Source organism: Acinetobacter sp. UBA3461, from assembly GCF_002381195.1.
In the GTDB taxonomy this organism is placed as follows: domain Bacteria; phylum Pseudomonadota; class Gammaproteobacteria; order Pseudomonadales; family Moraxellaceae; genus Acinetobacter; species Acinetobacter schindleri.
Window position 1 is genome coordinate 42,992 of the sequence record NZ_DFRO01000026.1, and the last position, 26,734, is coordinate 69,725.

At 42.2% G+C, this 26,734-nt stretch carries 26 protein-coding genes, 2 tRNA genes and 1 pseudogene; 14 read left to right on the forward strand and 15 right to left on the reverse strand.

The features are described 5' to 3' along the window. Nucleotides 1–163: 163 nt before the first annotated feature. A complete protein-coding gene (locus B3D47_RS06260) occupies nucleotides 164–1,156 on the forward strand; it encodes an NAD(P)H-quinone oxidoreductase (protein ID WP_286860666.1) in 993 nt (330 codons plus the stop codon). Between the two features lie 355 nt (nucleotides 1,157–1,511). Next, complete coding sequence (locus tag B3D47_RS06265) at nucleotides 1,512–1,691, forward strand: hypothetical protein (RefSeq protein ID WP_004810797.1); 180 nt, start codon at nucleotides 1,512–1,514, stop codon at nucleotides 1,689–1,691. Between the two features lie 142 nt (nucleotides 1,692–1,833). Here the strand turns inward: B3D47_RS06265 and B3D47_RS06270 are convergent. Together B3D47_RS06270 and B3D47_RS06275 are read right to left on the reverse strand one after the other, a co-directional pair. Then, a tRNA-Leu gene (locus tag B3D47_RS06270) sits at nucleotides 1,834–1,919 on the reverse strand. Nucleotides 1,920–1,929: 10 nt separating this feature from the next. Next, nucleotides 1,930–2,003, reverse strand: a tRNA-Cys gene (locus tag B3D47_RS06275). A 153-nt stretch (nucleotides 2,004–2,156) separates the two neighbouring features. On the opposite strand from B3D47_RS06275, the gene folD reads away from it, so the two are divergent. Both folD and B3D47_RS06285 read left to right on the forward strand, forming a co-directional pair. After that, nucleotides 2,157–3,005, forward strand: coding sequence for a bifunctional methylenetetrahydrofolate dehydrogenase/methenyltetrahydrofolate cyclohydrolase FolD (gene folD, locus B3D47_RS06280; RefSeq protein WP_286860669.1), 849 nt, complete (start codon nucleotides 2,157–2,159; stop codon nucleotides 3,003–3,005). Nucleotides 3,006–3,116: 111 nt separating this feature from the next. Beyond that, complete coding sequence (locus B3D47_RS06285; RefSeq protein WP_004810792.1) at nucleotides 3,117–3,785, forward strand: class I SAM-dependent methyltransferase; 669 nt, start codon at nucleotides 3,117–3,119, stop codon at nucleotides 3,783–3,785. Nucleotides 3,786–3,834: 49 nt separating this feature from the next. On the opposite strand, the gene B3D47_RS06290 is transcribed toward B3D47_RS06285, so the two are convergent. From B3D47_RS06290 to B3D47_RS06300, 3 genes and pseudogenes are all read right to left on the reverse strand, one after another. After that, nucleotides 3,835–4,257 (reverse strand): hypothetical protein, encoded by a 423-nt coding sequence (locus B3D47_RS06290; RefSeq protein ID WP_034424215.1) that lies wholly within the window; start codon nucleotides 4,255–4,257, stop codon nucleotides 3,835–3,837. A 196-nt stretch (nucleotides 4,258–4,453) separates the two neighbouring features. Then, nucleotides 4,454–4,633 (reverse strand): annotated as a pseudogene (locus B3D47_RS06295) (alpha-ketoglutarate permease); the annotation flags it as partial. Between the two features lie 323 nt (nucleotides 4,634–4,956). Continuing rightward, nucleotides 4,957–6,786, reverse strand: coding sequence for a phosphoenolpyruvate carboxykinase (GTP) (locus tag B3D47_RS06300; protein WP_004810788.1), 1,830 nt, complete (start codon nucleotides 6,784–6,786; stop codon nucleotides 4,957–4,959). 1,222 nt (nucleotides 6,787–8,008) lie between these two features. On the opposite strand from B3D47_RS06300, the gene B3D47_RS06305 reads away from it, so the two are divergent. Together B3D47_RS06305 and groL are read left to right on the forward strand one after the other, a co-directional pair. Continuing rightward, nucleotides 8,009–8,299: a co-chaperone GroES gene (locus tag B3D47_RS06305; protein ID WP_004810787.1), complete on the forward strand. Its 291-nt coding sequence runs from the start codon at nucleotides 8,009–8,011 to the stop codon at nucleotides 8,297–8,299. Between the two features lie 71 nt (nucleotides 8,300–8,370). Further along, the gene (gene groL, locus B3D47_RS06310; protein WP_004810785.1) at nucleotides 8,371–10,005 is read left to right on the forward strand and encodes a chaperonin GroEL; all 1,635 of its coding nucleotides are present in this window, start codon (nucleotides 8,371–8,373) and stop codon (nucleotides 10,003–10,005) included. Nucleotides 10,006–10,080: 75 nt separating this feature from the next. Here the strand turns inward: groL and B3D47_RS06315 are convergent, their stop codons facing one another. Beyond that, nucleotides 10,081–10,563 carry a copper resistance protein NlpE gene (locus B3D47_RS06315; protein WP_163168468.1) on the reverse strand — a complete coding sequence of 161 codons (483 nt, stop codon included), beginning with the start codon at nucleotides 10,561–10,563 and terminating at the stop codon, nucleotides 10,081–10,083. 213 nt (nucleotides 10,564–10,776) lie between these two features. Between B3D47_RS06315 and B3D47_RS06320 the strand changes: the two genes are divergently transcribed. After that, nucleotides 10,777–11,931, forward strand: coding sequence for a helix-turn-helix transcriptional regulator (locus B3D47_RS06320; protein ID WP_312440957.1), 1,155 nt, complete (start codon nucleotides 10,777–10,779; stop codon nucleotides 11,929–11,931). 46 nt (nucleotides 11,932–11,977) lie between these two features. Here B3D47_RS06320 and B3D47_RS06325 read toward each other — a convergent pair whose 3' ends face one another. Beyond that, the gene (locus tag B3D47_RS06325; RefSeq protein WP_286860678.1) at nucleotides 11,978–13,309 is read right to left on the reverse strand and encodes a hypothetical protein; all 1,332 of its coding nucleotides are present in this window, start codon (nucleotides 13,307–13,309) and stop codon (nucleotides 11,978–11,980) included. A 191-nt stretch (nucleotides 13,310–13,500) separates the two neighbouring features. On the opposite strand from B3D47_RS06325, the gene B3D47_RS06330 reads away from it, so the two are divergent. Further along, entirely contained in the window at nucleotides 13,501–14,088 is a 588-nt protein-coding gene (locus tag B3D47_RS06330; protein WP_286860681.1) for a 1-acyl-sn-glycerol-3-phosphate acyltransferase, read from the forward strand. Nucleotides 14,089–14,155: 67 nt separating this feature from the next. Here B3D47_RS06330 and B3D47_RS06335 read toward each other — a convergent pair whose 3' ends face one another. From B3D47_RS06335 to B3D47_RS06345, 3 genes are all read right to left on the reverse strand, one after another. Continuing rightward, entirely contained in the window at nucleotides 14,156–14,476 is a 321-nt protein-coding gene (locus tag B3D47_RS06335) for a hypothetical protein (RefSeq protein ID WP_005221294.1), read from the reverse strand. A 151-nt stretch (nucleotides 14,477–14,627) separates the two neighbouring features. Further along, nucleotides 14,628–15,389: a 3-oxoacyl-ACP reductase gene (locus B3D47_RS06340; RefSeq protein ID WP_278362077.1), complete on the reverse strand. Its 762-nt coding sequence runs from the start codon at nucleotides 15,387–15,389 to the stop codon at nucleotides 14,628–14,630. Between the two features lie 92 nt (nucleotides 15,390–15,481). Continuing rightward, nucleotides 15,482–16,219 (reverse strand): sulfite exporter TauE/SafE family protein, encoded by a 738-nt coding sequence (locus tag B3D47_RS06345; RefSeq protein WP_248603137.1) that lies wholly within the window; start codon nucleotides 16,217–16,219, stop codon nucleotides 15,482–15,484. A 245-nt stretch (nucleotides 16,220–16,464) separates the two neighbouring features. Here B3D47_RS06345 and B3D47_RS06350 point away from each other — a divergent pair, with 245 nt between their 5' ends. Continuing rightward, a complete protein-coding gene (locus tag B3D47_RS06350; RefSeq protein ID WP_004810769.1) occupies nucleotides 16,465–16,668 on the forward strand; it encodes a hypothetical protein in 204 nt (67 codons plus the stop codon). 85 nt (nucleotides 16,669–16,753) lie between these two features. Here the strand turns inward: B3D47_RS06350 and rsmD are convergent, their stop codons facing one another. Further along, complete coding sequence (gene rsmD / locus B3D47_RS06355) at nucleotides 16,754–17,305, reverse strand: 16S rRNA (guanine(966)-N(2))-methyltransferase RsmD (protein WP_163171761.1); 552 nt, start codon at nucleotides 17,303–17,305, stop codon at nucleotides 16,754–16,756. Between the two features lie 3 nt (nucleotides 17,306–17,308). Then, nucleotides 17,309–19,357, reverse strand: coding sequence for a penicillin-binding protein 2 (gene mrdA / locus B3D47_RS06360; RefSeq protein WP_034433937.1), 2,049 nt, complete (start codon nucleotides 19,355–19,357; stop codon nucleotides 17,309–17,311). A gap of 240 nt (nucleotides 19,358–19,597) precedes the next feature. On the opposite strand from mrdA, the gene B3D47_RS06365 reads away from it, so the two are divergent. From B3D47_RS06365 to B3D47_RS06380, 4 genes are all read left to right on the forward strand, one after another. Next, the gene (locus B3D47_RS06365; protein ID WP_286860690.1) at nucleotides 19,598–20,116 is read left to right on the forward strand and encodes a hypothetical protein; all 519 of its coding nucleotides are present in this window, start codon (nucleotides 19,598–19,600) and stop codon (nucleotides 20,114–20,116) included. Between the two features lie 66 nt (nucleotides 20,117–20,182). Next, nucleotides 20,183–21,499 (forward strand): membrane protein, encoded by a 1,317-nt coding sequence (locus B3D47_RS06370; protein WP_004810761.1) that lies wholly within the window; start codon nucleotides 20,183–20,185, stop codon nucleotides 21,497–21,499. Between the two features lie 84 nt (nucleotides 21,500–21,583). Then, on the forward strand, nucleotides 21,584–22,243 hold the full coding sequence (adk, locus tag B3D47_RS06375) for an adenylate kinase (RefSeq protein ID WP_004810758.1): 660 nt from the start codon (nucleotides 21,584–21,586) through the stop codon (nucleotides 22,241–22,243). A gap of 86 nt (nucleotides 22,244–22,329) precedes the next feature. Beyond that, nucleotides 22,330–22,542 carry a hypothetical protein gene (locus B3D47_RS06380; protein ID WP_005221304.1) on the forward strand — a complete coding sequence of 71 codons (213 nt, stop codon included), beginning with the start codon at nucleotides 22,330–22,332 and terminating at the stop codon, nucleotides 22,540–22,542. 65 nt (nucleotides 22,543–22,607) lie between these two features. On the opposite strand, the gene nth is transcribed toward B3D47_RS06380, so the two are convergent. After that, complete coding sequence (gene nth, locus B3D47_RS06385; protein WP_286860693.1) at nucleotides 22,608–23,312, reverse strand: endonuclease III; 705 nt, start codon at nucleotides 23,310–23,312, stop codon at nucleotides 22,608–22,610. Between the two features lie 4 nt (nucleotides 23,313–23,316). Then, entirely contained in the window at nucleotides 23,317–24,108 is a 792-nt protein-coding gene (locus B3D47_RS06390) for an RnfABCDGE type electron transport complex subunit B (protein WP_286860696.1), read from the reverse strand. A gap of 347 nt (nucleotides 24,109–24,455) precedes the next feature. Here B3D47_RS06390 and gdhA point away from each other — a divergent pair, with 347 nt between their 5' ends. After that, complete coding sequence (gene gdhA, locus B3D47_RS06395) at nucleotides 24,456–25,799, forward strand: NADP-specific glutamate dehydrogenase (protein ID WP_004810752.1); 1,344 nt, start codon at nucleotides 24,456–24,458, stop codon at nucleotides 25,797–25,799. 72 nt (nucleotides 25,800–25,871) lie between these two features. Here the strand turns inward: gdhA and B3D47_RS06400 are convergent, their stop codons facing one another. Further along, the gene (locus B3D47_RS06400) at nucleotides 25,872–26,642 is read right to left on the reverse strand and encodes an META and DUF4377 domain-containing protein (protein ID WP_286860698.1); all 771 of its coding nucleotides are present in this window, start codon (nucleotides 26,640–26,642) and stop codon (nucleotides 25,872–25,874) included. Nucleotides 26,643–26,734 lie beyond the last annotated feature (92 nt).

Here is a 26,734-nt window from a genome sequence, read left to right on the forward strand (position 1 = left end):
ACAGATTAAAATTTCTTTTTTTAAAGAATAAGGTGAGATCTCGATGCCATACATTTTTCTTAATGATGGCTAGGTCTTCGACATAAGTCCGACTTGGCTTTAAAGCGGGAATTATCTATGTTCAAATAGGGTTAGGAAACAGTTAATACATGCGGAACGATCTATGTCACAAAAAACTATGCAACACGTCATCATTACAGAACCGGGTGGAGTGGATAAACTTGCTTATGAAACGGTTGTCATTCCTGAACCGAAGGCCGATGAGGTGCTGGTCAAGGTTCATGCCTTTGGAATTAACCGTCCGGATATCTTGCAGCGTCAGGGCTTGTACCCAATGCCAAAAGGGGTGACACCTGTTCCAGGTCTGGAAGTAGCCGGTGAAGTGGTTGCAGTTGGAAGTGACGTAAATCAGTTTAAAGTTGGTGACAAGGTGTGTGGCCTGACCAATGGTGGGGGCTATGCAGAATATTGCGTCGTACCTGAAAGCCAGACTTTAAATATTCCTGAAGGCGTGAGCTTTGTACAGGCTGCTGCGATTCCTGAAACCTTCTTTACGGTGTGGGCAAATGTGTTCCAGATGGGTAAAGCCAAGGCGGGAGAAACGGTATTGGTGCATGGCGGAACTAGTGGAATTGGAACCACGGCACTCATGCTATGTAAATCCTTGGGTATTAAAACCTTTGCCACAGCAGGTAGTGACGAAAAAATCCAGGCGATTTCACATCTGACCACAGGAATTAATTACAAAACTCAGGACTTTGAGCAGGTGATTAATGAAGTGACAGACAATGCTGGTGTAGATGTGATTCTGGATATGGTTGGTGCGCCCTATCTGGAGAAAAACCTGAATCTATTACGCCGTGATGGTCGTCTGGTGTATATCGCATTCTTGGGTGGTGCCAAGGCTAAGGAAGTGAAGCTGGGTCAGATTATGATGAAGCGCCTGACAATTACTGGTTCAACCATGCGTGCGCGTAACACAGCAGAAAAAGCTGAAATTGCACAAGGTCTGAAAGTGCATGTAGCACCTTTATGGGCAAAAGGTGAATGTTTGCCAATGATTTATAAGACTTTCAAATTTAATCAGATTCAGGATGCACATGCAGCTATGGATACAGGCGAACATATCGGAAAAATTGTGGTAGAAGTGATCTAGTTCACATATTATTAAAATACTTAAAGGAGGGGGCTAATGGCTTCCCTCCCTTTTTTTGTGCAAAAAATGACAAGGTATGTCAGTTTTTAGCAGTACAATAACAGCTGAAATTTATAGCATTTAAACTTGAAAGAAAACATACTTATTTATGTGAAAATTTTCTCAAAGTCTTTTTTATAAAAATATATAAATAACAAATATTTAGAGTTTTATTTGAGAGCTGTTTTATTAATTCCGACGAACGGTAGTTATGTTTTTGAACTTTAAGTAAAAAATGGTCAGGTTTTTGCAATCCTTATAGAGACTGTTTATCCAATAGTCACCTTGTTCTCCTTTATCCAAGAGAGTAATAGCGATGATGATTGCAAAAGGACCATTTAAACGGATCCATCAAACTCGAGCACTAACACAAGTGATTCAAGCCAGATTATTTAACCGGGTTACGACACAGCAGGCTAAAATTTTCTATTTGGCATTATTAAATCTTGAAAGTTATATGACCAAATTGTCTAAGCCTAAACGCAAACGTCGTTAAGCCGATTCAAGCTATCTTAGCCTCGCAGAAGGCAAATCTATTTTATCGATTTCGGCTGTAAATGGATTTCACTAAGTTTCAGGCATAAAAAAACCAGCTTTCGCTGGGTTCTTTATTTGCACCATCTTCAGTAGTAGAAGAATGGTGCCCGAGGCCAGACTCGAACTGGCACGCTTTGTGGGCGGGGGATTTTAAATCCCCTGTGTCTACCGATTTCACCACTCGGGCTTTAACAAGATGGAGGCGGAGGTCGGAATCGAACCGGCGTCCACGGAGTTGCAGTCCGCTGCATGACCACTCTGCCACCCCGCCGCGTCTTGTTGATGCGTATATTATCAAGCTCTCAAAAAAAAACAATAGTGTATTCATTCATATGCGCATAAAAGCAGCATATGGCGGAAAATATTGAGAATTATCATGTAGAATGTGCAAAATTGATTCATATCAACACTTGGGAGAAGTGCCGTGGCATTAGTTCTAGACGGTCGTGCATTGGCGAAGCAAATTGAAGCTGACTTGTTAACTCGCGTGGAAGCGCTGAAAGCAAAATCAGGTCGTACTCCAATTCTTGCGACTATTTTGGTAGGTGACGATGGTGCATCTGCAACTTATGTTCGTATGAAAGGCAATGCTTGCCGTCGTGTCGGTATGGATTCATTGAAAGTTGAGCTTCCAAAAGAAACCACAACTGAACAACTTCTTGCAGAAATTGAAAAACTCAATGCAAACCCTGATGTTCACGGTATTTTGTTGCAACACCCAGTGCCTGCGCAAATTGATGAGCGTGCTTGTTTCGACGCAATCTCTCTTGAAAAAGATGTGGACGGTGTAACTTGTCTTGGCTATGGCCGTATGGCGATGGGTGAAGCGGCATATGGTTCTGCAACACCTGCTGGCATCATGACTATCCTGAAAGAAAACAACATTGAAATTGCAGGTAAACACGCTGTTGTTGTCGGCCGTTCTGCAATTCTGGGCAAACCAATGGCAGCGATGCTGCTTGAAGCGAATTCCACTGTGACGATTTGCCATTCACGTACTCAAAACCTGCCGGAATTTGTGAAACAAGCGGATATCATTGTTGGTGCGGTAGGTAAAGCTGAACTGATTCAAAAAGACTGGATCAAACCAGGTGCAGTAGTGGTTGATGCTGGCTTCCATCCACGTGATGGCGGTGGTGTAGGTGATATCCAGTTAGTTGGTATCGAAGAAATTGCTTCTGCTTACACGCCAGTTCCAGGTGGTGTAGGCCCTATGACCATTACCACTTTGATTCGTCAAACGGTTGAAGCTGCTGAGAAAGCATTGGGTTAATTGCTTTGTTCCTTCTCCCTCTGGGAGAAGGCTAGGATGAGGGGTATTAAACCTCTACCTGACCCTCTCCTAAAAGGAGAGGGGATTTTTAAATTAGAATGAATAAAAACCATGAGCTGTACTTTCCAATTTCCTAAAGCTCCTGAGCATCTTCTACAAGCCTTGCATGATGTGATTCCACATTGTGAACTGCATGCACAGCAATTGCCGGATACACCTATTTCACTGTGGCTAATTCCGCCAGTATTTCCAACTGATAAGCTGGATGATGAAGTCATCCGTCGTATCTGGAATGATACGCCGTACTGGATCTTTTGCTGGGCATCTGGTCTTGCGATGGCGCAGTGGCTGCTGGCAGAACCACATCATGTGAAAGATAAAGTAGTGCTGGATTTTGGTGCAGGTTCAGGTGTCGTTGCAATTGCAGCAAAAATGGCAGGTGCAAAACGCGTCATTTGCTGTGACATTGATCAAGTGAGTTTAGAGGCGTGTCGTGCCAATGCTGAGTTGAATAGTGTTGAGCTTGAATACTTGGATGATCTGTATAAAGCAGAACAGGTGGATATCCTGTTAGCCGCCGACGTACTTTATGACCAATGCAACCGTTTCTTCCTGGATGAGTTTTTAAAATTTGCGCCTGAGGTGTGGGTTGCAGATAGTCGGGTAAAAAACTTTAGCCATCCCAAATATGAAAAACTGGATGAGCGTAGTGCTACCACCTGGCCGGATTTGGATGAATCTCCAGAATTCAGAAACGTCAGTTTCTATAAGACACTTTGAAGCGAAAAATAAAAAAAGGGCATTAAGCCCTTTTTTCATATCTTAGAGATTATGAGCAGGTGAATTGAATCACGCGTAATGTGCTTGGGCGGGCATTCAGGGCATCACGCGCGCCTGGATTTTCAGTATTGTACAGGTCAGGCGTGTTGCTTAAGCTGATTTGAGTACGGCTATTGCCGAGCTGGCGACCATACTGTTCATCTGGTAATGCAGTATTACTAATCTCATTACTGCTGAGTACGCTTACATTCCAGTTTTTAGAAGTACCAAGTGCCTGTCTGCAAGCAGCCTGCAATTTTCCTTCATCCTGACTGGTACGACCAGAAAGTGTATAGCGCAATGTTGCAGTATTTGCACCTTGCTCAATGACTTCGTAACCAGATTGACCGTTATAAGGTTGAGGTGTGCTTTGGCAGGCAGTAAGCACCAAAGTGCCGAAACCCAAACCTAGTAGAAAAACTGTTTTTTTCATCATGATGATTTCCCATTTTTTATACAGCAAGTATGCCATAGCATTGAAAAGACAAAATGGCAGTAAACTTAAAAATCCAATAAAAAAGCTTTCTGAATGTTTCCACTCAGAAAGCTTAAACAGCTCAACCATTAATTAGTCATCAGTAATCATGCTGTATTTTTAGTGTCCTTCATGAAGATATAAGTCAGCAATATGCATAAATTCCCATAATCCATGCGCCAATCGGCGTATTAAAAAAACTAGGGCAAAATAGCAGCAGCTTTACGGTGTCATCGCCTTTAGGGGAAAATTTCGAAGCAAAATATAAAGTAAAGGCTGTATAAACATATAAGTCGTATCATTCGACTAGGTTTCCTGCGGAACCACCGAGAATAGAGTTGACACATGTTTTATAAAAGTAAAGTTAAATAATTACAGGGTCTTATGCTTATATAGTTTTTAATTTTTATAGAACTTGAGTTTTAATGAAACAAGAGAGATAGTTTTGATAATTCAAAGCATTAAGTTATTTATTTTTATATTAAATTTTTGATTTTTTAAGATAATTTTTATTGATTAAATGTTGTTGAATAATTTAAGAGGTATTAGAGAAATCTAATAACTGCAAAAATTGGAAAAATGAAAGTACTTAAATTTAATGAATAACCAGCAATAAAAAAAGGCCGCTTACGCGACCTTCTTAAATTAAATCAGCACTTAAGCAGATTTAACTGCTTCTAAAAGCTCAGCTTGACGTTTTTTCAACGCTTCAGGTAAACGATCACCTAATTTGTTGAATAATTCAGTGTGGCTTTCAAGTTCTTTGATCCATTGATCTTTGTCTTGAGAAGTTACCAGGTCAAACTGTTCTTTAGAGAAATCAGTACCGTTCCAGTTCAACTGTTCGTAAGTTGGAACACGGCCAATTGGAGTTTCAACAGCAGTTGCACGACCTTCACAGCGGTCAATGATCCATTCAAGAACACGCATGTTTTGACCGAAACCAGGCCATACGAAGTTGCCTTCAGCATCACGACGGAACCAGTTCACGTTGTAGATACCTGGAAGCTTGTTGCCTGCAGCAGCAGCTTTCTCGCCCACTTTCTCACCCATTTCTAACCAGTGAGTGAAGTAGTCAGCCATGTTGTAGCCAGCAAATGGCAGCATCGCGAATGGGTCACGACGAACAACACCTTGTTGACCAACAGCAGCAGCAGTGGTTTCAGAACCCATGGTTGCAGCTTTATACACGCCATCAACCCAATCAATAGCTTCTGAAATTAGCGGCACTGTGTCTGCACGGCGACCACCGAAGATGAACGCAGAAATTGGAACGCCTGCTGGATTTTCCCAGTCAGCGTCGATAGAAGGGCATTGACCCGCAGCAACGGTGAAGCGAGCATTCGGGTGAGCTGCTTTTTCTTCGCCAGTGTGTGGTTGACCTTTCCAGTTAGTCAGGTTTGCAGGCGCTTCTTTAGTCAGACCTTCCCACCATACTTCGCCGTTGTCAGTCACAGCAACGTTCGTATAGATCACGTCTTTATGAAGTGTCGCCATACAGTTCGGGTTAGTTTTGGTATTTGTACCAGGCGCTACACCGAAGAAACCAGCTTCAGGGTTAATTGCATATAGACGACCGTCTTCACCTGGTTTGATCCAGGCAATATCGTCACCTACAGTTTCAATCTTCCAGCCTTCGTAGCCCGCTGGTGGAATCAGCATCGCGAAGTTTGTTTTACCACACGCAGAAGGGAATGCAGCTGCGATGTAATGTTTTTCGCCTTGTGGATTCGTCACGCCAAGGATCAGCATGTGTTCAGCTAACCAACCTTGTTGACGACCCATGTAAGATGCAATACGTAAAGCTAGACATTTTTTACCTAGCAATGCGTTACCGCCGTAACCGGAACCGTAAGACCAGATTTCACGCGTTTCTGGATAATGTACGATCCATTTGTCTGGGTTACATGGCCAAGCAACGTCTTTTTGACCTTCTTCCAATGGTGCACCAACAGTGTGTACACATGGAACGAATTCGCCGTCAGTACCTAAAACGTCATAAACCGCTTTACCCATACGCGCCATTTTAGACATGCTAACAGCAACATAAGGAGAGTCAGTCAGTTCGATACCGATGTGTGCAATATGAGAACCTAAAGGACCCATAGAGAAAGGAACAACGTACAAAGTACGACCTTTCATTGAACCGTCAAATAAGCCATTTAGGCGGGCACGCATTTCAGCTGGAGCTTCCCAGTTGTTTGTCGCGCCAGCGTCTTCTTTGTTTTCTGAACAGATATAAGTACGACCTTCAACACGAGCAACGTCAGAAGGATCAGAATTTGCAAGGTAAGAACCTGGATGAGTTTCCTGGTTAAGCGCTTGCATTGTGCCGTTAGCGATCATCAAGTCGATATAACGTTGATACTCTTCTGCGCTACCGTCACACCATTCAATTTTTGCTGGTTTTGTTAATTTAGCAATCTCTTCCACCCAAGCAATAAGCTTAGGGTGACGAACGAATTCTGGTGCGTTCACTTGGGTCATGGTGAGGCCTATCTCAAAAGTGTACAAAACTATGTACAAAGTATAGTCTGGGTGATGAAAACATCGCCCAGATGAAATATGAAAAAAAAGTGGCTGTATTAAAGCATAAAATGACAAAAAAAATAAGACCAAAGCAGGGTTAGAGTTAAATTGTCACATAATGCAATATTTTAAATAAGTATTTAAAAAACAGTAGTATATAAAATAACATTGCAAGGTAATCTTGTATTTATTTTAGTTATGGTTAATATTTTTAATAAATATAATTATAAAAAACATTTACTTATTATTTTTCTAGGAATGACTCTTATCATTGATTAAATAAATGAGGGTAATTTGAATTTTGCATAGTACTGAATGACATCTGTTTAGCATTTAGACAGTTTGCCAGAAAAATAATCAATGCTGATGATTTTCCGAACCATTATAAACGATATATATCTAATTTCTATCACATAAAAGGCTGTAGTTATAGAATGTTGGGGTCATTCCTATTTAAGATCATAATTGAACTTTACTATATAGCTTCTTGTGGTTTTAAATTTTTGATTTTAAAAATAAAATTTATATTTTCTGCTTTCTTAAAGCGCCTAAGAAAAACCACTTTAAGATTAGTTTTTAATTGGTTAGTAACTTACGATTAGTAGGTATTAAAAAGTCAACCTTGATCTTTTATGGCTTAGCTCTATGAAGCCAATAACAGTATTCTCCAGGTAAGTATCTTCAACGAATGTGGGCATAGAAATGATCATCCTGTACAAGGCTGAAGCACTTTATAAATAGTATTCATTATCTGGAAAAAACTATCTATATACCAGGTTCATGCCAAAAAAGATTTTTGTATAGAAGATGAATTCAAGGTGTTTGCATCGTTTATTTTAAATTATTTATCAGATAGGAAGGAGGAGTAGCGCTGTATCTGCTGACTGTTCAAATATAAGCACTATTTTGCTTCACCACGTTCTTAAGGAAGCTTATAGAAAGATGAAAAAGTTTGACAACTAAAGGCTATACTCTAATTTCAGACTGGCCTTGAAGAAAAAAGCAGCAAAAGTATATGCACATGATAAAAAAATAAAAAAAAATGAATTTTTTTTCAGTTTTACCCTTGAAGCGATTTATTCCATCTCCATAAAAGTGACATCTAAAAGTTTTGATGACGACCAGGGAATAACTAAGTCGTCATCAGTAATCAAAAAGACTTAGTCTGATGGAGTTAAAAATGAGCAACATTCGTCCATTACATGACCGCGTTGTTATTCGTCGTGTTGAAGAAGAAACTAAAACAGCTGGCGGTATTTTACTTCCAGGTTCTGCAGCAGAAAAACCAGCGCAAGGGGAAATTATTGCAGTTGGTAATGGTCAAATCACTGACAATGGCGTACGCGCGTTAGACGTTAAAGTTGGCGACAAAGTATTGTTCGGCACTTATGCAGGTACAACTGTAAAAGTAGACGGGGAAGAACTACTTATCATGAAAGAATCTGACATTTTAGCGGTTCTTGAAGGTTAATCTTCGCTAAAACAGTCTTACATATTCCATATCAGATTTTGTAAAGCTACTAATAATACTCGGAGTCAAATATGTCAGCTAAAGACGTAAAATTTGGTGATTCAGCTCGTGCGAAAATGATCGCTGGTGTGAACATCCTTGCAGATGCAGTAAAAGTAACACTTGGTCCTAAAGGCCGTAACGTTGTCATCGACCGTTCTTTCGGTGCCCCACATATCACTAAAGATGGTGTAACTGTGGCGAAAGAAATTACTTTAAAAGACAAGTTCGAGAACATGGGTGCTCAACTTGTTCGCGAAGTATCTTCAAAAACCAATGACATCGCTGGTGACGGTACCACAACTGCGACTGTTCTTGCTCAAGCAATCTTAAATGAAGGTATCAAGTCAGTAACTGCGGGTATGAACCCAATGGATCTGAAACGTGGTATCGATATCGCAGTGAAAACTTTAGTTGCTGAAATCAAGGCGACTGCTCAGCCTGCTTCTGATTCTAAAGCAATTGAGCAAGTAGGTTCGATCTCTGCTAACTCTGACACTACTGTTGGTAAACTGATTGCGCAAGCAATGGAAAAAGTAGGTAAAGAGGGTGTGATCACTGTTGAAGAGGGTTCAGGCTTCGAAGATGCACTTGACGTTGTAGAGGGTATGCAGTTTGACCGTGGTTATATCTCTCCATACTTCGCAAACAAACAAGACACGCTAACTGCTGAACTTGAAAACCCATACATCCTATTGGTTGACAAGAAAATCAGTAACATCCGTGAATTGATCACTGTATTGGAAGCAGTTGCGAAAACTGGCAAACCACTTCTGATCATTGCTGAAGATGTTGAAGGCGAAGCGCTTGCAACTCTGGTTGTCAACAATATGCGCGGTATCATTAAAGTATGTGCTGTTAAAGCACCTGGCTTCGGTGACCGTCGTAAAGCAATGCTGCAAGACATCGCGATCCTGACTGGCGGTACTGTGATTTCTGAAGAAATCGGTATGCAGTTAGACCAAACGACTCTTGAACACTTGGGTACTGCGCACAAAGTAACAGTTTCTAAAGAAAACACAGTGATTGTGGATGGTGCTGGTAATGCAGCTCAGATCTCTGACCGTGTTCAACAGATCCGTGCGCAAATCGAAGAATCTACTTCTGAATACGACAAAGAAAAACTTCAAGAACGCGTAGCTAAATTGGCTGGCGGTGTTGCTGTTATCAAAATCGGTGCTGCAACTGAAGTTGAAATGAAAGAGAAGAAAGACCGTGTAGACGATGCACTTCACGCAACTCGCGCAGCGGTTGAAGAAGGTGTTGTTGCGGGTGGTGGTGTTGCACTGGTACGTGCTGCAGCTGCACTTGACGGTGTGAAGGGTGCAAATGATGACCAGAACGTAGGTATCAGCATTCTTCGTCGTGCAATTGAAGCGCCACTTCGTCAAATCGTATCTAATGCTGGTGATGAGCCTTCAGTTGTGATTAATGCAGTGAAAAATGGCCAAGGTAACTTTGGTTACAACGCTGCAACTGGCGAATACGGCGATATGCTTGAAATGGGTATTCTTGATCCAGCAAAAGTAACACGTTCTGCGCTTGAGCATGCTGCTTCTGTTGCTGCATTAATGTTGACAACTGAATGTATGATCACTGATATCCCAGAAGACAAACCTGCTATGCCTGATATGGGCGGCATGGGTGGTATGGGCGGCATGATGTAATTCATCAACCGGTCATTGATCTAAAAAATCCCCGCATTTGCGGGGATTTTTTTCATTCAGGTTAGCTGAAAAATATTAATGTTTGATTAATCTGTAATTCAGATTACTGTTAATTTTCTCGCCAGTTTGAATATCTCGAGCTTCTAAGAAATTTTCACCGACAAAGAATTTACGATTTTCACCTTTTTCATCCAGCGTAATAATTGAAGTCATTTTAGGGTCAAAGCTAAAACTTCCTTTGGTTTTGGTTTCTGTGCTTTTGGTATCGGAAACATACTCTTCTTTCAACTCATAAGTTTTGTCAGGATGAAGTTCCAGCTCAACTTTAATGGCTTCACAATCCGCACATGGGAAAGTTCCTTCGTATTCGCCCGCCCAGTCAAGAGAAGTTTCTGCAGTATCGCCTGCAGGTAAGCTGCGTGATGTCGCTGGCGTATTCATCTGAGCAGAATTTTCTGAATCCATATTTTCATTGCTAGAGGGTTCTTGGGTTTTAGAACAGGCACTTAAACCTAGCGTGATTGTGGTCATTGCGACGATAAGGAGATACTTTTTCATTTTTATGCCCGTTTTGCATTTGCTAATATTCAACATAAAAATTTAAAAATCATAAGGGTAGTACAACTTTGTAAATGATGTATTGATTAAGTGAAATTCACTCTGCACGTGTGATGAGGTAAAGGAATTGCTAAAATAATAAAAAATAAAATCACTATCATCTCAAATAAATAGTGCTTTCACAGGTTTAAAAAAATAATAATGAGGGCAATGATGGATTTGAATAAAGAAAATAACATTATTGCGCATATCTATGATGCAGCACTGGATCCTCAGTTATGGACTCAGGTTATGCATGAGTTAGTGGAATACACACAAAGCAAGACAGCCATCTTTACTGCGATGGATCAGCTCAACCCAGCTTACAACTTTGTCCATACCTATAATATTCCTTATGAAGGTCTAGCAGCTTATCGGGATGAACGTATTCAAGTCATTGATATGAAGCTGCACCTGCCGCTATGGAATGAGATTGCAGTGGGAGAGGCTTTACAGATTAATTGTCAGCATTATCCCTCCATGAAAGGCTCGGAAGAGCATATGTTTTATGAAAAATGTTTAAAGCCTACCGGTATTTTACATCTTGCAGGTGTATTGCTGGATCGTGGTGATTTTAGTTGGGCGGTACTGGGAATTCACCGGGCACCTGAAGCCATCCCTTATGGTAAAGAGCAACTGGATTTTCTTGAGCGTATCAGTATTCATTTAAGGCGAGCGCTACAGATTTATCGTCAGTTCAGTTTAGTTATTCAGGATAAGTACAATGCTTATCAGGCCATGAACGCTCTAAAGGTCGGGATTGTATTATTACTTGAGAATTTCGAGATACAGTTTGCCAATATTGAAGCAAAAAAAATGCTGAGGCAGAATCAGGAAATTGAAATAGATCAGTACAATTATCTGAAGCTTAATAGAGCCTATCATCTGCAACTAGAACAACTTATCAGAGGGTCTTTACAGCAGGGAAGTGGGGGAATAAGTAAAATCGGTGGAGTAATGGCTGTAGAGGATGCAACAGGTCATTGCATCATGCTGACAATCGTACCTTGGTCGAAACAGTCAATAACATCTATTGAAGAATCGAGACAATATCAAGTTGCAATATTTTTGACGGACCGAAATCAATACCATATCTTGTCACAAAGCTATTTAAGGCAGCATTATCAGTTGACATGTCGGGAGATCGCATTATGTGAATACCTGATCAATGGTTATAAACCTGAAGAGATTGCTGAACAGATGCAACTCAGTATTCAAACCATTAGAACTTATATGAAAAAGATTTATGAAAAGCTAGAAGTGAATAGCCAGATTGAGCTGATACATAAGTTGATGAACTGTACGTTACAGTTTCAGCATATTGCATAAAAAGCCAGGTTAATTACCTGGCTTTTTAAAGTTATACCAAGAGATATTACGTTGTTGGCTGTGGCTCAGGAGCGGGTTCTGGATCACGCTGGAAATCAGCCCGAGTGAAAGTGACAGCAGGTTCACCTGTTGGAGTTAATGTCATGGTAGTTGCATTAACTGTATAGGTTCCAAGAACGAATGGAGAGTTTTGACCATCATATAGACCACAACTTTCATTTGTATCGAACAAGTTATCGGTGACTGTGAGGGTGTTGTTCGAAGTAGTGTATTGACCATATTCAATACCCTCTGGGCCACAATCCTCTCCTCCTGTAGTATCAATCAGGAAGTAGTAGCCGTCGTTCAAGAATACCAGTACATGGGTATCATCCAGCTCCCACGTACCTACGAGGCCATTGGTTGAATTTTCTACTCGTGTAAGGGTAGAGGTATCATCTTCATCCAAACCAGTTTCAGTAAGAACTAAGTTTGTACCGTCAAAAGTTAGAGTGTAACCTTCGTCACCTTCTGAATCTGAAAGCCCCCATGATCCATTGGTGTCACCATTTTCATCAATCACAGGTGTGATAACACCACCTTTCCAGTTCCACTGAAGATTCCCAAGTTCATAACCTGGTTCTCCATCATCATCTGCATTATCAGCTTCGCCCAGTTTGTAACTACCATCGGTATAAACCACTAGAATGACTTTGTCCGATTTATCTGCAGAGCCTAATTGCCATGTGCCAGCAATATCTTTATAGAAAGCTTCTTGAATATTAGCTGCAGCTTCATCAGGAGTAACTGGAGTTACGTCGCTAAGCTGTAATTGGTCTTGAATAAGGGTTGTTATACTGTTATCAGAATCCTCTAGTGCTGTCTCGAATGTAGTTGCAGAGGTGAAAGCTGTGTTAATTCGATTAATGACATCTTGAGTAATTTGAATACCATTATCATGAGCATTGTAATCTGCGGGAGCACCTGTTGGCGGTGTAATATAATCTGCATCAATCGATTGCAGGAAGATTGTTAATGCTTCTTCTAATTCTTCATCTTCATTTCCAGGTATGTCTGGATCATTCTCATAAAGATCTGTCGGAGTAATCCGGGCTTGAGCTGGAACTCCATCCTGTTCACCTAGCTGAAGGTTTCCGATAAAGAATCTAATTGTATCACCTGTATTATAATTAAATTTACCTTCCGCATTGGTAGAGCCTCTTACACCACTTGATGTTTCATAGCGGACGTTTTCAATTGGGCCATCAGTCAAGATACCTTGCTGTGTTCCAGGTGGGTTGCCACCATTTCCTGGTGAGTGATGGTCATCGTCATCATCATTACATGCGGTTAATGCAAGGGTGGAAAGCATTACTGCGAGTATAGTTTTTTTCATCATTGACCCCATGGGTGGTTTATAATTGTCCACCTGAGTCTAGGGAAGCCAATGATTAAGGAATATCCCAATATTGGGAGGTTGATTGTATAAAAAGTGCATCAAATAATGTATTTACAATCGATTACAAAGAGAATTAAACACTAATATTGGTACACTATCACATAATTTTTTATTTATTTTGCGATTGAATTGTGTTTGAAAATTTAGCTGAAAAAGCACTTAAATTGATGGGCTGGGAAACAGACAATCACTGGCCTGAAAACCTGAGCCAATGTGTCATGATTGCTGCACCGCATACCAGTAATTGGGATGCATTATATGCACGGCTAGCGCTGAAGGCATTAGGTGTCAATGTACGTCTTACCATTAAAGACAGCTACATGAAGTTCCCATTGGGTCCTTTTGTGCGTGCGATGGGTGGAATTGGAATTGATCGCCGTCCCAAGCAGGCAGGTGAGCCGCGTCTAAGTATGGTTCAGGTGATGACAGACCTGTTTAAGCACCATCCAGAACTGGTCATGTTGGTTACACCTGAAGGAACACGTGCCCGTCAGGAGCAATGGAAAACCGGTTTTTATTATGTTGCGGTTAATGCTGGCGTCCCGATTGCACTGGCTTATATGGATTATGAACATAAGAAGGCGGGTGTAGGAAAAATCATTCATCCCACAGGAAATTTTGAGGAAGATATGGCTGAGATCATGGATTTCTATGCGGGCATCCAGGCCAAATTTCCTGAAGAATTTAGTGTAGATCAGCGATATTACAAAGCGAGTTAAAATGAAAAAACAGGAGAATACTCCTGTTTTTTTAGCATTAAGATTTTATTTCATATTGCATTAAAGATCAGAATAATTCTTTGGCTGGAATGCCCCCCAGATTTTGACAGGCCGATTTGTATAGTTCATATTGCTGATTCACGATTTCAGAGAGCGGGATTTCAAAAGATTCCTCGCCATTTTTATACTGTTCTATATAAGCCTCTGCTTTGCTTTTTGAGCTATACAGAGAATGCTCATAATATTGAGTCACACTATTATGCTGCATTTGCGAAGGTTCAATACCCTTACAGTGGAAGAGTTTTAAAATGTGTTCGGCTTTTTGGGCATCATGTGACATACAAGCTGTCAGTAGCAGAGTCAGGCTCAATACTGCTAAGGCTTTCATAGGGAGAAGTCAAACGGTTTTGAAAGGTCTCGATATTTTAAAAGGTATTTCGAGTTTCAAAACCGTTTTTTTTGAACAGTTGGTTAAAATGTGAGGCATCGTACAATCGGAGTCAGTATTGAACGATTCTATGATCATGTATCAAGGTTGATTAACCTTTGACTAAGCCTCCATCTACAATCAGGTTTTGCCCCGTGACAGCGCGTGAATAAGGAGACAGGAACATCAAGATTGCCGACGCGAATTCTTCAGGGGTAATGACACGGCGTAATGGCGTTGACTGAGCAATCAGATCAAACACAAAATCAGGTGTGGCTTTGCTGGCATCTGTGGTTTGTAATAGGCCGCCTGAAAGCATATTTACATTAATTCCATATTGACCAAGATCCTGCGCAGTAGTACGGGTAAATGCCAGTAGCGCGGCTTTAGCAGTCGTATAGTCATGATAAGGCACCACCGGATTTTGAACCAGATTGGTACCGATATTCACAATCCGGCCAAAATGTGCCTGTTTCATATCTTCTAGCGCCGCCTGAGTCGTATTGAGGCAAGCCTGAACAGCACCACTGAATTGATGCGACATCATCTCCCAAGACAAATCTTCTACCTTGGGACGATTATCACCATTAAATTCAAACTGTACCAGGGCATTGTTCACAACCGAATGAATGCCTTCACCAAAATGTGCTTTGCTTGCGGTAAACAGGGCTTTGACCTGATCTACTTGAGTAACGTCTGCCTGATAGGTAAATACCTGATCGGGATACTGCTTCTGTAAAGCTTTAGCCTGCGTTTTACTACTAAGATAGTTCACCACTATACGTGCACCTTCTTCAATCAGAAGCTGGCTAATTGCCAGGCCAAGTCCACGTGCACCGCCAGTCACAAGCACAATTTGATCACGAATTTGCATAGCTCATTTCTACAGAAAAATCATTCAAGTTACCTTAGCAGTAAACTGGCTGAAAGCAAAGTAGGACAAGGCTTTGGCCTTTTTGGAACAGTTTAATGGATCAACTCTTTAAGCAGCAGGAAACATCCTGAACTGAAAAGTAGTCCAAGAACAATTTGCTTAAAGTGCAGTGCTGAAATGCGATGGAATAGGCGCGCACCCAAAATAGCGGGAATACTGACTGCAAGAATCAGTACAGCCATATAGGGCAAGTGACTCTGATTTAAATTGCCCTGATATAGATAGGCTGCCAAGGTAAACATCTGAATGGCGAAATTAAAATGACGTAAAATATAGCGCTGCTGATCTTTAGGGAGCTGTTTGAGCATTAACCAGGCAGAAGGTACGGAACCGCAAAACCCTCCCAAGCCACCTAAAATGCCACCTACCAAACCGATACTGGCATCTGCAGTTTTGCCTGAATGTTGAATCAGTCGGATCTGAGGATTCAACAACATGAGTGGACACCAGATAACGAGGAACATACCCAGTAAGATACGGAAAGTATGTGCCTCAATGATATTCAGTAACCAGGTGCCGAGCGGGACGCCGATCAGTCCGGCAATTAAATACGGTAAGTAAAGTGCTTTATACAAATGAACATGCTTTTTTTCATTCGATAATGAAATGACATGGCTCCAAATCGAAGCAAACACAAGGAGGGGGGCAGCAACTTGAGGACTGAGTACCCATACCCAAAATGACATGGCAATTAAAGCGAAGGCAAAACCGGTAAGACCTTGTACAAATCCTGCGATCATTGCGCCTAAAATAAATAACAGCCAAGTCATTCTGATCAGTCAATAAATAAAGCCAGCAGTATTCAAAAGATTGCTGAAAAAGCCAAGCTAATATTTAGCTGTATTTGTGCACAGCTTAGTCGAAGTTCAGATAAATAATTTATTTGAAGATAGTTGAATTATTTTGATGGTGAATAAAAGCAAACAAATCGGTACAGGAGACCAACAATGGCTGCGTGCACTCTCCATGAAATCGCTTGATACTGGCAGAGTGCAGAAAGGAAGAGGTGATGAAAATGAAAAAAATGATATTACTGTCATCTGTGCTGGCAGTGGCTTTAACCGGTTGTATGGTCGATCCTTGGGATGATGATTATCGTGGCCATCGAGACCGTAATGGACATTATGACCGTAACCATGGTGACCGGGACTGGAAAGATAGAGATCATCGTGATTGGAAACGTGATCGGGAAGACCGTGACTGGCGTGATCGCCGTTAAGAGATCAGCTATTTATAACTTACATTTCACAAAAAAGGATTCCATACAGGAATCCTTTTTTAATACTTATTGTGCAAATATTCATTTACTTTTTCTGATATAAGCCTGCACGTACTGTCCCAGCCTTGGTATTTTTAATCAGTTGCCAAGAAGAGGGGAGCTGCAAAGTATTTAAATCCCGATCTGCTTCGACATAAATCAGGCCTTCAGGCTTGATTAGCGGATCAGCAAGTTCAGCCAGAGAAGTCCATAAGTCCAAGCTGTAAGGCGGGTCTAAAAAGACCAGATCAAATTGATCTTTCAAAATTTGCAAAGCCTGCTGCGCCGTGGTTACTTTCAGTTGTGCACGTGCTTTGGTGACTTGAAGCAGTTCCAGATTCTGGCTCAGAAATTGTGCCTGAGTACGATCCGGTTCAATCATCACCACACTGGTTGCACCGCGGGAAAGTGCTTCAAAGGATAAAGCACCAGAACCGGCACAGATATCCAGCACCTTGGCATTCTGTACATCCCACATCAGCCAGTTAAACAGGGTTTCACGGACACGGTCCGGGGTGGGACGTAAACCGTCAATACTGGCAAAGGCAAGCTGACGGCGTTTCCAGTCACCACCAATAATTCGTAGCTGATTTTTCATATATTAATCTCCTTCTACAGCTGGTGCAGAGTTTGCAGATGAGCTCGAACGAGATGTATTCGATGTTGCGTTTGAGGAAGTTTGTGGTGCATCCGTGCTGTTAGGTGTTGCCGCAGCATCAGGGCTAAGCATACTTGCACCACTTGGTAGCTCGCCAGGTTTAATACCGGCGGTCATCAGTCCCCCACTTAATTGATGATTGAGTGGGCGTACCGGATTCTTATCTTTATGCAGTAACCAGTAATCAAAAATAGGGCGGGCGAGTGCAGTGGCTGCACTACCGCCGCGGCCATTCTCCAGAATTACTGCAATGGCAATTTCAGGCTTTTCTGCAGGAGCAAAACCGACAAACAGACCATGGTCAAGCTGGCGATCAGTCAGCAGGGCTTCATTGTAGCGTTTACCCTGCGCAATACTTTTTACCTGTGCTGTGCCGGTTTTACCGGCAATACTATATTGCAGGCCGCCTTTAATACCGCGCCCCGTACCTGACTGAATCACATCAACCATGGCATCGCGCATTTTGAACCAGTCTTCTTCCTTACCATTAAAATCAATTTTGCCATGCGTGCCATTGTGAACTTTAAATGCCTTGGCGCCACGGCTTTCACGCAGGACATGCGGTACGACTTTATTGCCATGATTGGCAGTAATTGCTGTTGCCATCGCTAACTGTAATGGTGTTGCTGTAAAGGCACCCTGACCAATACTCACAGAAATCGTTTCACCACGTGACCATTTAGAGTTGCGGGTACGCATTTTCCATTCAGGACTTGGGTACAGACCAGAGCTTTCACTTGGCAGATCGACACCTGTTTTTTCACCAAAACCAAACTGACGCATCCAGTCATTCATCTGTTCAATGCCCATACGATAGGACATGACATAGAAATAGGTATCGCAGGAAACCACCTGGGCTTTATGCAGATTTACAGTGCCATGTCCAGTTTTCTTATGATCACGGAAACGGTGACTATCACCCGGCAAAGTGAAATAGCCGGGATCGGAAATCGCTGTATCCCAATCGACCAGGCCATAATGAAGGCCACCCAGGCCAAACATCGGTTTAATCGTCGAACCAGGAGGATAAGTTCCTTGCACCGCCCGGTTATACAACGGCTGATCAAGGTTATCACGTAAGTAAGAATAATCTTTGGTGCTGATTCCGGTTACAAACAGGTTCGGGTTGAAACTTGGGCTAGAAACCAGTGCTAAAATTTCCCCTGTACCTGGATCCATGGCAACAATGGCGCCACGACGTCCCGCCAGTTGCTCGGAAGCAACCATTTGCAGGCCATAATCTAAAGATAAAAACAGGTCATTCCCGCGTACCGGATCCTTACGTCCAAGATGACGCAGCACATTACCATGTGCATCTGCTTCGACTGATTCATTTCCGGGAACACCGTGGAGCAGCTCTTCATAGGATTTTTCGACCCCGATTTTCCCGATCAGGTTGGTACCCGCGTAAAGATCCTTATCAATACTTTTTAATTCTTTGTCATTGATACGGCCCACGTAACCAATCACATGTGCAAACAATTCACCATGTGGATAGTAACGGGTCATCTGGGTATCAATTTTTACCCCTGGGAACAGGTGCTTAATTTCACTAAAGCGGGCAATATCAGTTTCGGTCAGATTCAGTTTGATAGAAACACGTTCTGTTTTTTTTGCAGTTTTAATCCGGCTATTAAAACGCTCGATATCTTCTTCGTTCAGTTCCAGAATCGGGATCAGGCGCTTAATCGTATCATCAATATCCTCAACATCGGCACGACTTAAGGTCGCGGTAAATACCGGATAGTTATCTGCCAAAAGGACGCCGTTGCGGTCATAGATATAGCCACGTGCAGGCGCAAGTGGTTGCAGGCGGATACGGTTCTGGTCAGAAGCAGTGTTGAACTCATCGAAGCTGACAATCTGCAAATAGGCATAGCGGCTGATTAGTAGCAGCATGCAGATGATGACCAAGCCAATCGAGAAAAACACACGATTGCGATAAATGCGTTTTTCTTGCTGTACATTTTTTAATGGAAAATGCTGCTTCATACGAGATCGACTTAGACCTGAACACGGATAGGAATGAAAGTGCGTTATTCTAACCCAACTGACCTGGTTTGGATATTGAAATACGAGTGGGCTACCCATCTGCTAAACGTTGACTTTGCAGACATTAAAATTGTCTGCAGTTGTATACAACTGTGTTGATAATTCTGCTAAAGTCCAAATTGAATAAAAAAAGGACGATACCTTAAAACTATAATGAATCAAGGATATTGGTGAAAAGGAATGAATAAATTATACCCTTTGCTGGCATTTGCTTTCATCGCAAATACGGCTTATGCAGATGATTTTACGTATAGATCTGAAGCAAAACTGAGCGATAGTCAGGCAAGTACCTGGAATGTGGGGGCAGGATTTACCCGGAATATGATTCATCTGAATACTGAGTGGGTGAATCCGTATGGAATCACATATGTCAAAGGTGGTGTTTTTCTGGACGATGACAAGCCATTTGGTGCACAAGTTGGCTTTCGGTACCCGGCCCACCTCACAGGAAAAGATAAAAATGGGTATTATGTCGGGGCTTATGCCGGACATATCCAGAGTAAGAAAGTAGATGGAGAATATGAAGCACGTCTGGGGGGCGGGGTAGATTTATCCTATGTCATGCTGAGTTCAGAACGGATCAGTACCTTCAGTGTCGGAATCGGTGCTGGTGAGGAAATGAAAAGCCGAAGTGGACATGTTGTGGCCGAAATCGAACCTCAACTACAATTCTCCTATACTTTAAGTATCGGTTTATAGAGAAAATATTCGACTTGATAAGAAAATTGTATTCTGTGAACAAAGAATTAAATATGGAAGTTATACATGCTTGAGTACGTTAACGAGTTGTGGCAAGCCTTTCTGATGCGTCCAGATTTCTGGGCCGTGCTCAGTATCATTCCTGTCACTGCATTCGTTACCTGGGCACACGTATGGATGGCCCTGAAAATGGTGTTCTATCCAATCACGTTCTGGGGATTCCATATTGGTCCATTGCCTGTCGGCTGGCAGGGCATTGTGCCACGCAAAGCAGGAAGAATTTCAGGAATTATCACAGACAATACCTTGTCTAAACTGGGATCGATCCAGGAGTTTCTCCAGGCGATGGACCCGGATGATATGGCACGCATCATCGGTGAACAGGTCGGTTTCGAACTTGAACATCTGATTGATGAGGTCATGATCGACCGTAATGCAGTTTTGTGGGAAAACTTGCCGTATTCCATCAAGCGCCGTATTTATTCTCAGGCACACAAGCAATTGCCGGATGTGTTGCGCGAATTAGTGACTGAGCTGACCATGAACGTCGAGTCACTTGTGGATATGCGTGACATGGTGGTCAGTCAAATGGAGGGTGACCGCCGTCTGATGGTACGCATGTTCCTGAAGGTTGGACAGAAAGAAATTAACTTTATCTGGCATATCAGTGCTTTAATTGGTATGTTCTTTGGTCTGTTCCAGATGATCGTATGGTTCGTGGTGCCTTGGCACTGGACCGTACCATTCTGGGCAGCAATTTGGGGTTTCCTGACCAACTGGATTGCCATCTGGATGGTCTTCAATCCGATAGAACCACACTATGTGAAATACCCGCAGTTCTTCACCCGCACGCAGAGCCGCAAGTTTCCATGGATCAAACCGGTTATTCCACGTATTGGCACCTATAACATACAAGGTGCTTTTATGAAACGTCAGGAAGAAGTCTCTGACGTCTTCGCAAGTGTAGTGACAGAAGATCTGATTACGTTAAAATCGATCATGACAGAAATGATGTATGGTGGTAAGAAAGAAAAAACCCGCCGGATCGTCAAGCGTCACATTAACGAAATTATGGAAACTCCATTGGTTCGCACCTCTTTACAGCTATCCTTGGGGCCAAGAGAGTATGCAAAACTCAAGACAGACTTGATCGATCGCTCAATTGAAATTACGATGGTGCCTGTATGCGACCCTGCGTTTAATGCGAGCCGTGCACAGAAAATCTATCAAATGTTTAGAGACCGCATACGCGAGTTAACACCGAAGGAGTTTCAGAATCTTTTACGACCTGCGTTTCAGGAAGATGAGTGGATTCTGATTGTATTGGGTGGAGTAACCGGCTTTGTCGCGGGTTTAATCCATTTGTTTGTGGCTTTCTTATAACGAGACGCTGAAATGCTGGATACCTTTGGGGATGTCCAGACATTTGGTGTCCTATACATTGTTAAAAAATGAGGATGTTTATATATGCGCATTATCTTACTCGGACCACCTGGAGCAGGTAAAGGTACACAAGCTCAGTTGATCTGTAAGCGCTACAATATCCCACAAATTTCAACCGGTGATATGCTCCGTGCTGCAATTCGTGAAGGAACTGAATTAGGTTTAAAAGCTAAAAGCGTCATGGACAATGGCGGTTTGGTTTCTGATGAGTTGATCATCGGTCTGGTTAAAGAACGTATTGCACAGCCTGACTGTGTAAATGGCTGCATCTTTGATGGCTTCCCGCGTACTATTCCACAAGCTGAAGCGCTTGAAAACGAAGGCATCAACATCGATCACGTGATTGAAATTGATGTACCGGACGAAGAAATTGTGCAACGTCTTTCTGGCCGCCGTCAGCACCCGGCTTCTGGTCGTGTTTACCACATTGTTTACAACCCACCAAAAGTGGAAGGTAAAGATGATGAAACTGGTGAAGATCTGGTTCAACGTCCTGATGACCAGGAAGAAACCATTCGTAAACGTTTAGGTTCTTACCATACTGAAACTGAACAGCTGGTTGGCTTCTATCAAGGCCGTGCTGCATCAGGTGAAAATGCACCAACTTATGACAAATTGAACGGTCTACGTCCAATTGAACAAGTTCAAGCGGATCTGTTCGCGATTCTGGATCAGTCAAAATAATCATTTCACGATAATTTTGACATTCAGGGAGCCCTAAGTCATATTAGGGCTCTTTTTATTTCTGCATCTTTAAAGGAATTGCGACTGTGAAAATTGGTTTGTTATTGCTCATGGTGGTGTTCTTGGTTGTTCTAGCAGGCCTTCTGGTCATGAGCTACCGAATGCTAAACAAAGTGCAGAAACAGGAAAAAATCGAAAATAGGGACAAAACCCCAGAGCGACAATTGCACCCGAAATTACAGGCTGAATTAGAGCAGCGCAAAAAAATGCAACAGCAGTTAGAGGAAAAGCAAAAATAAGCATTCTTATCTGCTGAACGAGACAAAAAAAGCTGAACCAGAGTTCAGCTTTTTCATTTAAGGGATCAGTCAGTATTTTTAACTGCAATTGGTTTCAATGCACCAAAGTCAAAACGGTCCGGCCAGTTACAGACATCAGCGACCACACATTCATGACATTTTGGTTTGCGTGCAATACATGTATAACGACCGTGTAAAATCAGCCAGTGATGTGAATCAATGATAAATTCCTTGGGAATGACTTTGATCAGACGGTGTTCAACCTCCAGCACATTTTTACCAACCGCAAGTCCGGTACGATTACCGACCCGGAAAATATGGGTATCGACCGCCATGGTCGGTTGACCAAAGGCCGTGTTCAGCACTACATTCGCCGTTTTACGACCTACACCCGGCAGGGCTTCTAAGTCTGCACGATTGTCCGGTACGATGCTGTTGTGCTTCTGAATCAGCATTTCACAGGCTTTAATCACATTGACTGCTTTGGAATTATATAAACCGATCGTTTTGATATATTCCTTCAAACCATCGACACCTAGAGCATAAATTGCCTCCGGCGTATTGGCGACTGGAAACAGTTTGTCTGTGGCTTTGTTGACACTGACATCTGTGGCTTGGGCTGACAGCGTTACTGCGACCAGCAATTCAAAAGGATTAGAATAATTCAGTTCAGTTTTTGGATTCGGACGTTGTTCACGTAAGCGTTCAAAAAAAGTCTGAATCTGTTTTCTGGTCATGTTCTTTACAGGTTTTCCGCTCATGTTTGTCATCATCTTATCCCTGTAAATCCTGTAATTGCTGCACTAGTTCGGCAAGCTGGGTGCGTTTACCTGCATCTTCGCGGACAGACAGCTGTTTCTCAAGTTTCTTGATCTGGGTACGCAGTTTGGCCAGTTCAATCGTAGTTTTGGCGTCCTGGATCAATCCATCCTCATTAGGCTTTTCCACCACTTCAATCACGGGCACATTTTGACTTTGTGCAGAGAACTCGGCAAATAGTTCGGTATTGATTTCAGCACGTACCACAGGACCTTTACGGTCAATGCGGCGTTTTTCCTCACGTTGGATATGTGCATAGTAACGTTGGCGCAGATCATTCTGTTCCTGCACATGCTGTTCATCTGACATGAGTGGATGAGTATCTTCCACCAGATCAATACAGTCGACCGGGCAGGGTGGAATACACAGTTCGCAGCCAGTACACAAATCTGTCAGTACCGTATGCATCAGTTTTCCTGAGCCAATAATGGCATCGACCGGGCAGGCACTAATGCATTTGGTACAGCCAATGCATTCATCTTCACGAATCACTGCCTTCATGCGCTGAGGACGCCCATCAGCCTGAATGGGCCAGACACTTGGCTCAGCACTAAGTTTAGGACGATTTAACAATTGAGCAAGGGCATCTGCCACCGGCTGTCCACCAGGTACACATTTGTTGGCTTCTTCTCCCTCGGCAATGGACTGAGCATAGGGTAGGCAGCCATCACGATGACCACACAAACCGCATTGGGTCTGTGGCAATAACGCATCAATGGATTGGATGAGGGAAATCTGCGAATTCATGATATTTCAAAGCCGCTCACAGTGAGCATTTCAGGAGGTGAAACAAAATATGTCAGAATTACAAATTTTAGCATATTTTGATCGGCTTGTTTGTGCACAATTAAGGTAACCAATATGCATTATTATCATGCATAAATAAGAATTTAGACTTTGATTCCACTGATATTTTGCTATTCAAAAATTTAATTCATAATAAATATAAATAACTGTTATAAAATTAATTTTCATATTTTTTCAAAAAAACTATTGTGGATTGGTTACAAAAGATATTTAATATTTTGCGCCAAAATTTAACATTGATTGTAAATTTGACCAATTTTGATCCATTTTCTGCTGAGGATTAAGCGTTGAAATACAACACACTTAATGAGTTCCTAGATTACGTTAAAACACGTGATGCACATCAACCAGAATTTCTTCAAGCTGTAGAAGAAGTGATGACAAGCTTGTGGCCGTTCATTCAAAAGAACCCACAATATGCAGCTCACGGTTTACTAGAACGTCTAGTTGAACCAGAGCGTGCGATCCAGTTCCGCGTTTCTTGGGTAGATGACCAAGGTCAAACTCAAGTAAACCGTGCGTTCCGCGTACAGTACAACTCAGCGATTGGTCCATTTAAAGGTGGTATGCGTTTCCACCCATCTGTGAACCTTTCAATCCTGAAATTCCTGGGCTTTGAACAAACGTTTAAAAATGCTTTGACTACTTTGCCTATGGGCGGTGGTAAAGGTGGTTCTGACTTTGATCCTAAAGGCAAGTCAGAAGGCGAAATCATGCGTTTCTGCCAAGCGTTAATTATCGAGCTTTATCGTCACCTTGGTTCTAATACTGATATCCCTGCGGGTGACATTGGTGTAGGCGGCCGTGAAGTAGGTTATATGGCCGGTATGATGAAGAAGCTCAGCAATGACACTTCATGCGTATTCACTGGGAAAGGCTTGTCTTTCGGTGGTTCATTGGCTCGTCCTGAAGCAACTGGTTACGGTACTGTGTATTTCGCTGAGGAAATGCTGAAAACTCGTGGCGATAGCTTCAAAGATAAAGTTGTGACGATTTCTGGTTCGGGTAACGTTGCGCAGTACGCTGCTGAAAAAGCAATGTTCTTAGGTGCTAAGGTCGTTTCTCTATCTGACTCTGCGGGAACTGTTTATGTTAAAGATGGTTTCACTGATGAACTTCTTGCTGAAGTGATGGAGCTGAAAAACGTTAAACGTGGCCGTATTTCTGAATTCGCGTCTAAACACGGTTTTGAATACCTTGAAGGTCAACGTCCTTGGGGTATTAAGTGTGATATCGCGCTTCCATGTGCAACTCAAAACGAACTAGATGCTGATGATGCTGCTAAACTTCTTGCAAACGGTGCAATCTGTGTTGCTGAAGGTGCAAACATGCCATCTACTCTAGGTGCTGTAGAGAAATTCGTTGAAGCGAAAATCCTTTACGCTCCAGGTAAAGCATCGAATGCAGGTGGTGTAGCAACTTCTGGTCTTGAAATGTCTCAAAACGCATTGCGTCTTGGCTGGACTTTCGAAGAAGTTGATGAACGTCTTCATGCAATCATGAAAGAAATTCACCGTAACTGTGTGAAATTCGGTACTAAAGAAGACGGTACTGTGAACTATGTTGACGGTGCAAACATTGCGGGCTTCGTAAAAGTTGCTGATGCAATGCTTGCTCAAGGCGTATTCTAAGTCTGACTTAGTTTAAGCTTTAAAAAAACCGAGGCCATAGCCTCGGTTTTTTGTCTCTGTTATAAAAATATTTTATAGCGAGCCTTTTACTGCTTCACGCTCGACGGCCATATCAAATATATAGGCATATTTAGACTGATCTGCTGCCGGATTCTTGATTTCAAAGCGTTTTACGCGAATTACCTGACGCTCATTTGGCGTATGCTGGAAGCCTTCGATTTGGTCATAGAACAGGTTCCAATCTTTATGGACCTGAGTTTTTAAGCCCTGCTCATTGTATTTGACTTCGCGCACCTGAAGGCAGGTTTGCTGTGCTACACCGGTACAAGCTTTGGTTTCAGGAGAAATTTCCAGGAAAATGATATCAGCCTGACCATTATAACGGGCTTCTGGCGTCATCTTCCCTGTGAAGACGTAAGCCTTTCCGTTTACGGTCAGAGTCAAAACCGGATTTTGAGCATCACTGGTATTTAAGCTAAATGGAATACGGGCATCATTAAAAATTTCACCTACCAGCTTTTCCTGTTGCATGGCATTGGTATCACAGGCTTTCATGGTTGAGATTAAGGTGCCAGTTTCCAGCTGACCCTCAGAGATTTTCCAGCTACCACCCAAGCTATTGCAGCTGGTAGTGATACTAAAACGATTCTCATCATGGAAGCTCAGCACCATATGTTCTTTTGCACCGGTATCAATGTGCCATTCATAAGCACTCAAAGTATTGGCGGCATTTTGTTGCTGTAATACGGACACGGCAAGATCTCCTACTTTTTGGACATCATTGGACTGACAAGCTGCAAGGGTTAAAGGAAATAACGCAATAATTAAGTATTTTAATTTCATTGATTGAATAGTCATGAAGCAAATAAATCAGACTTAAGCTTAAACGATTCATTTTTAAAAAATATGGATACATTCTGAAGCTTTAGGTAGCA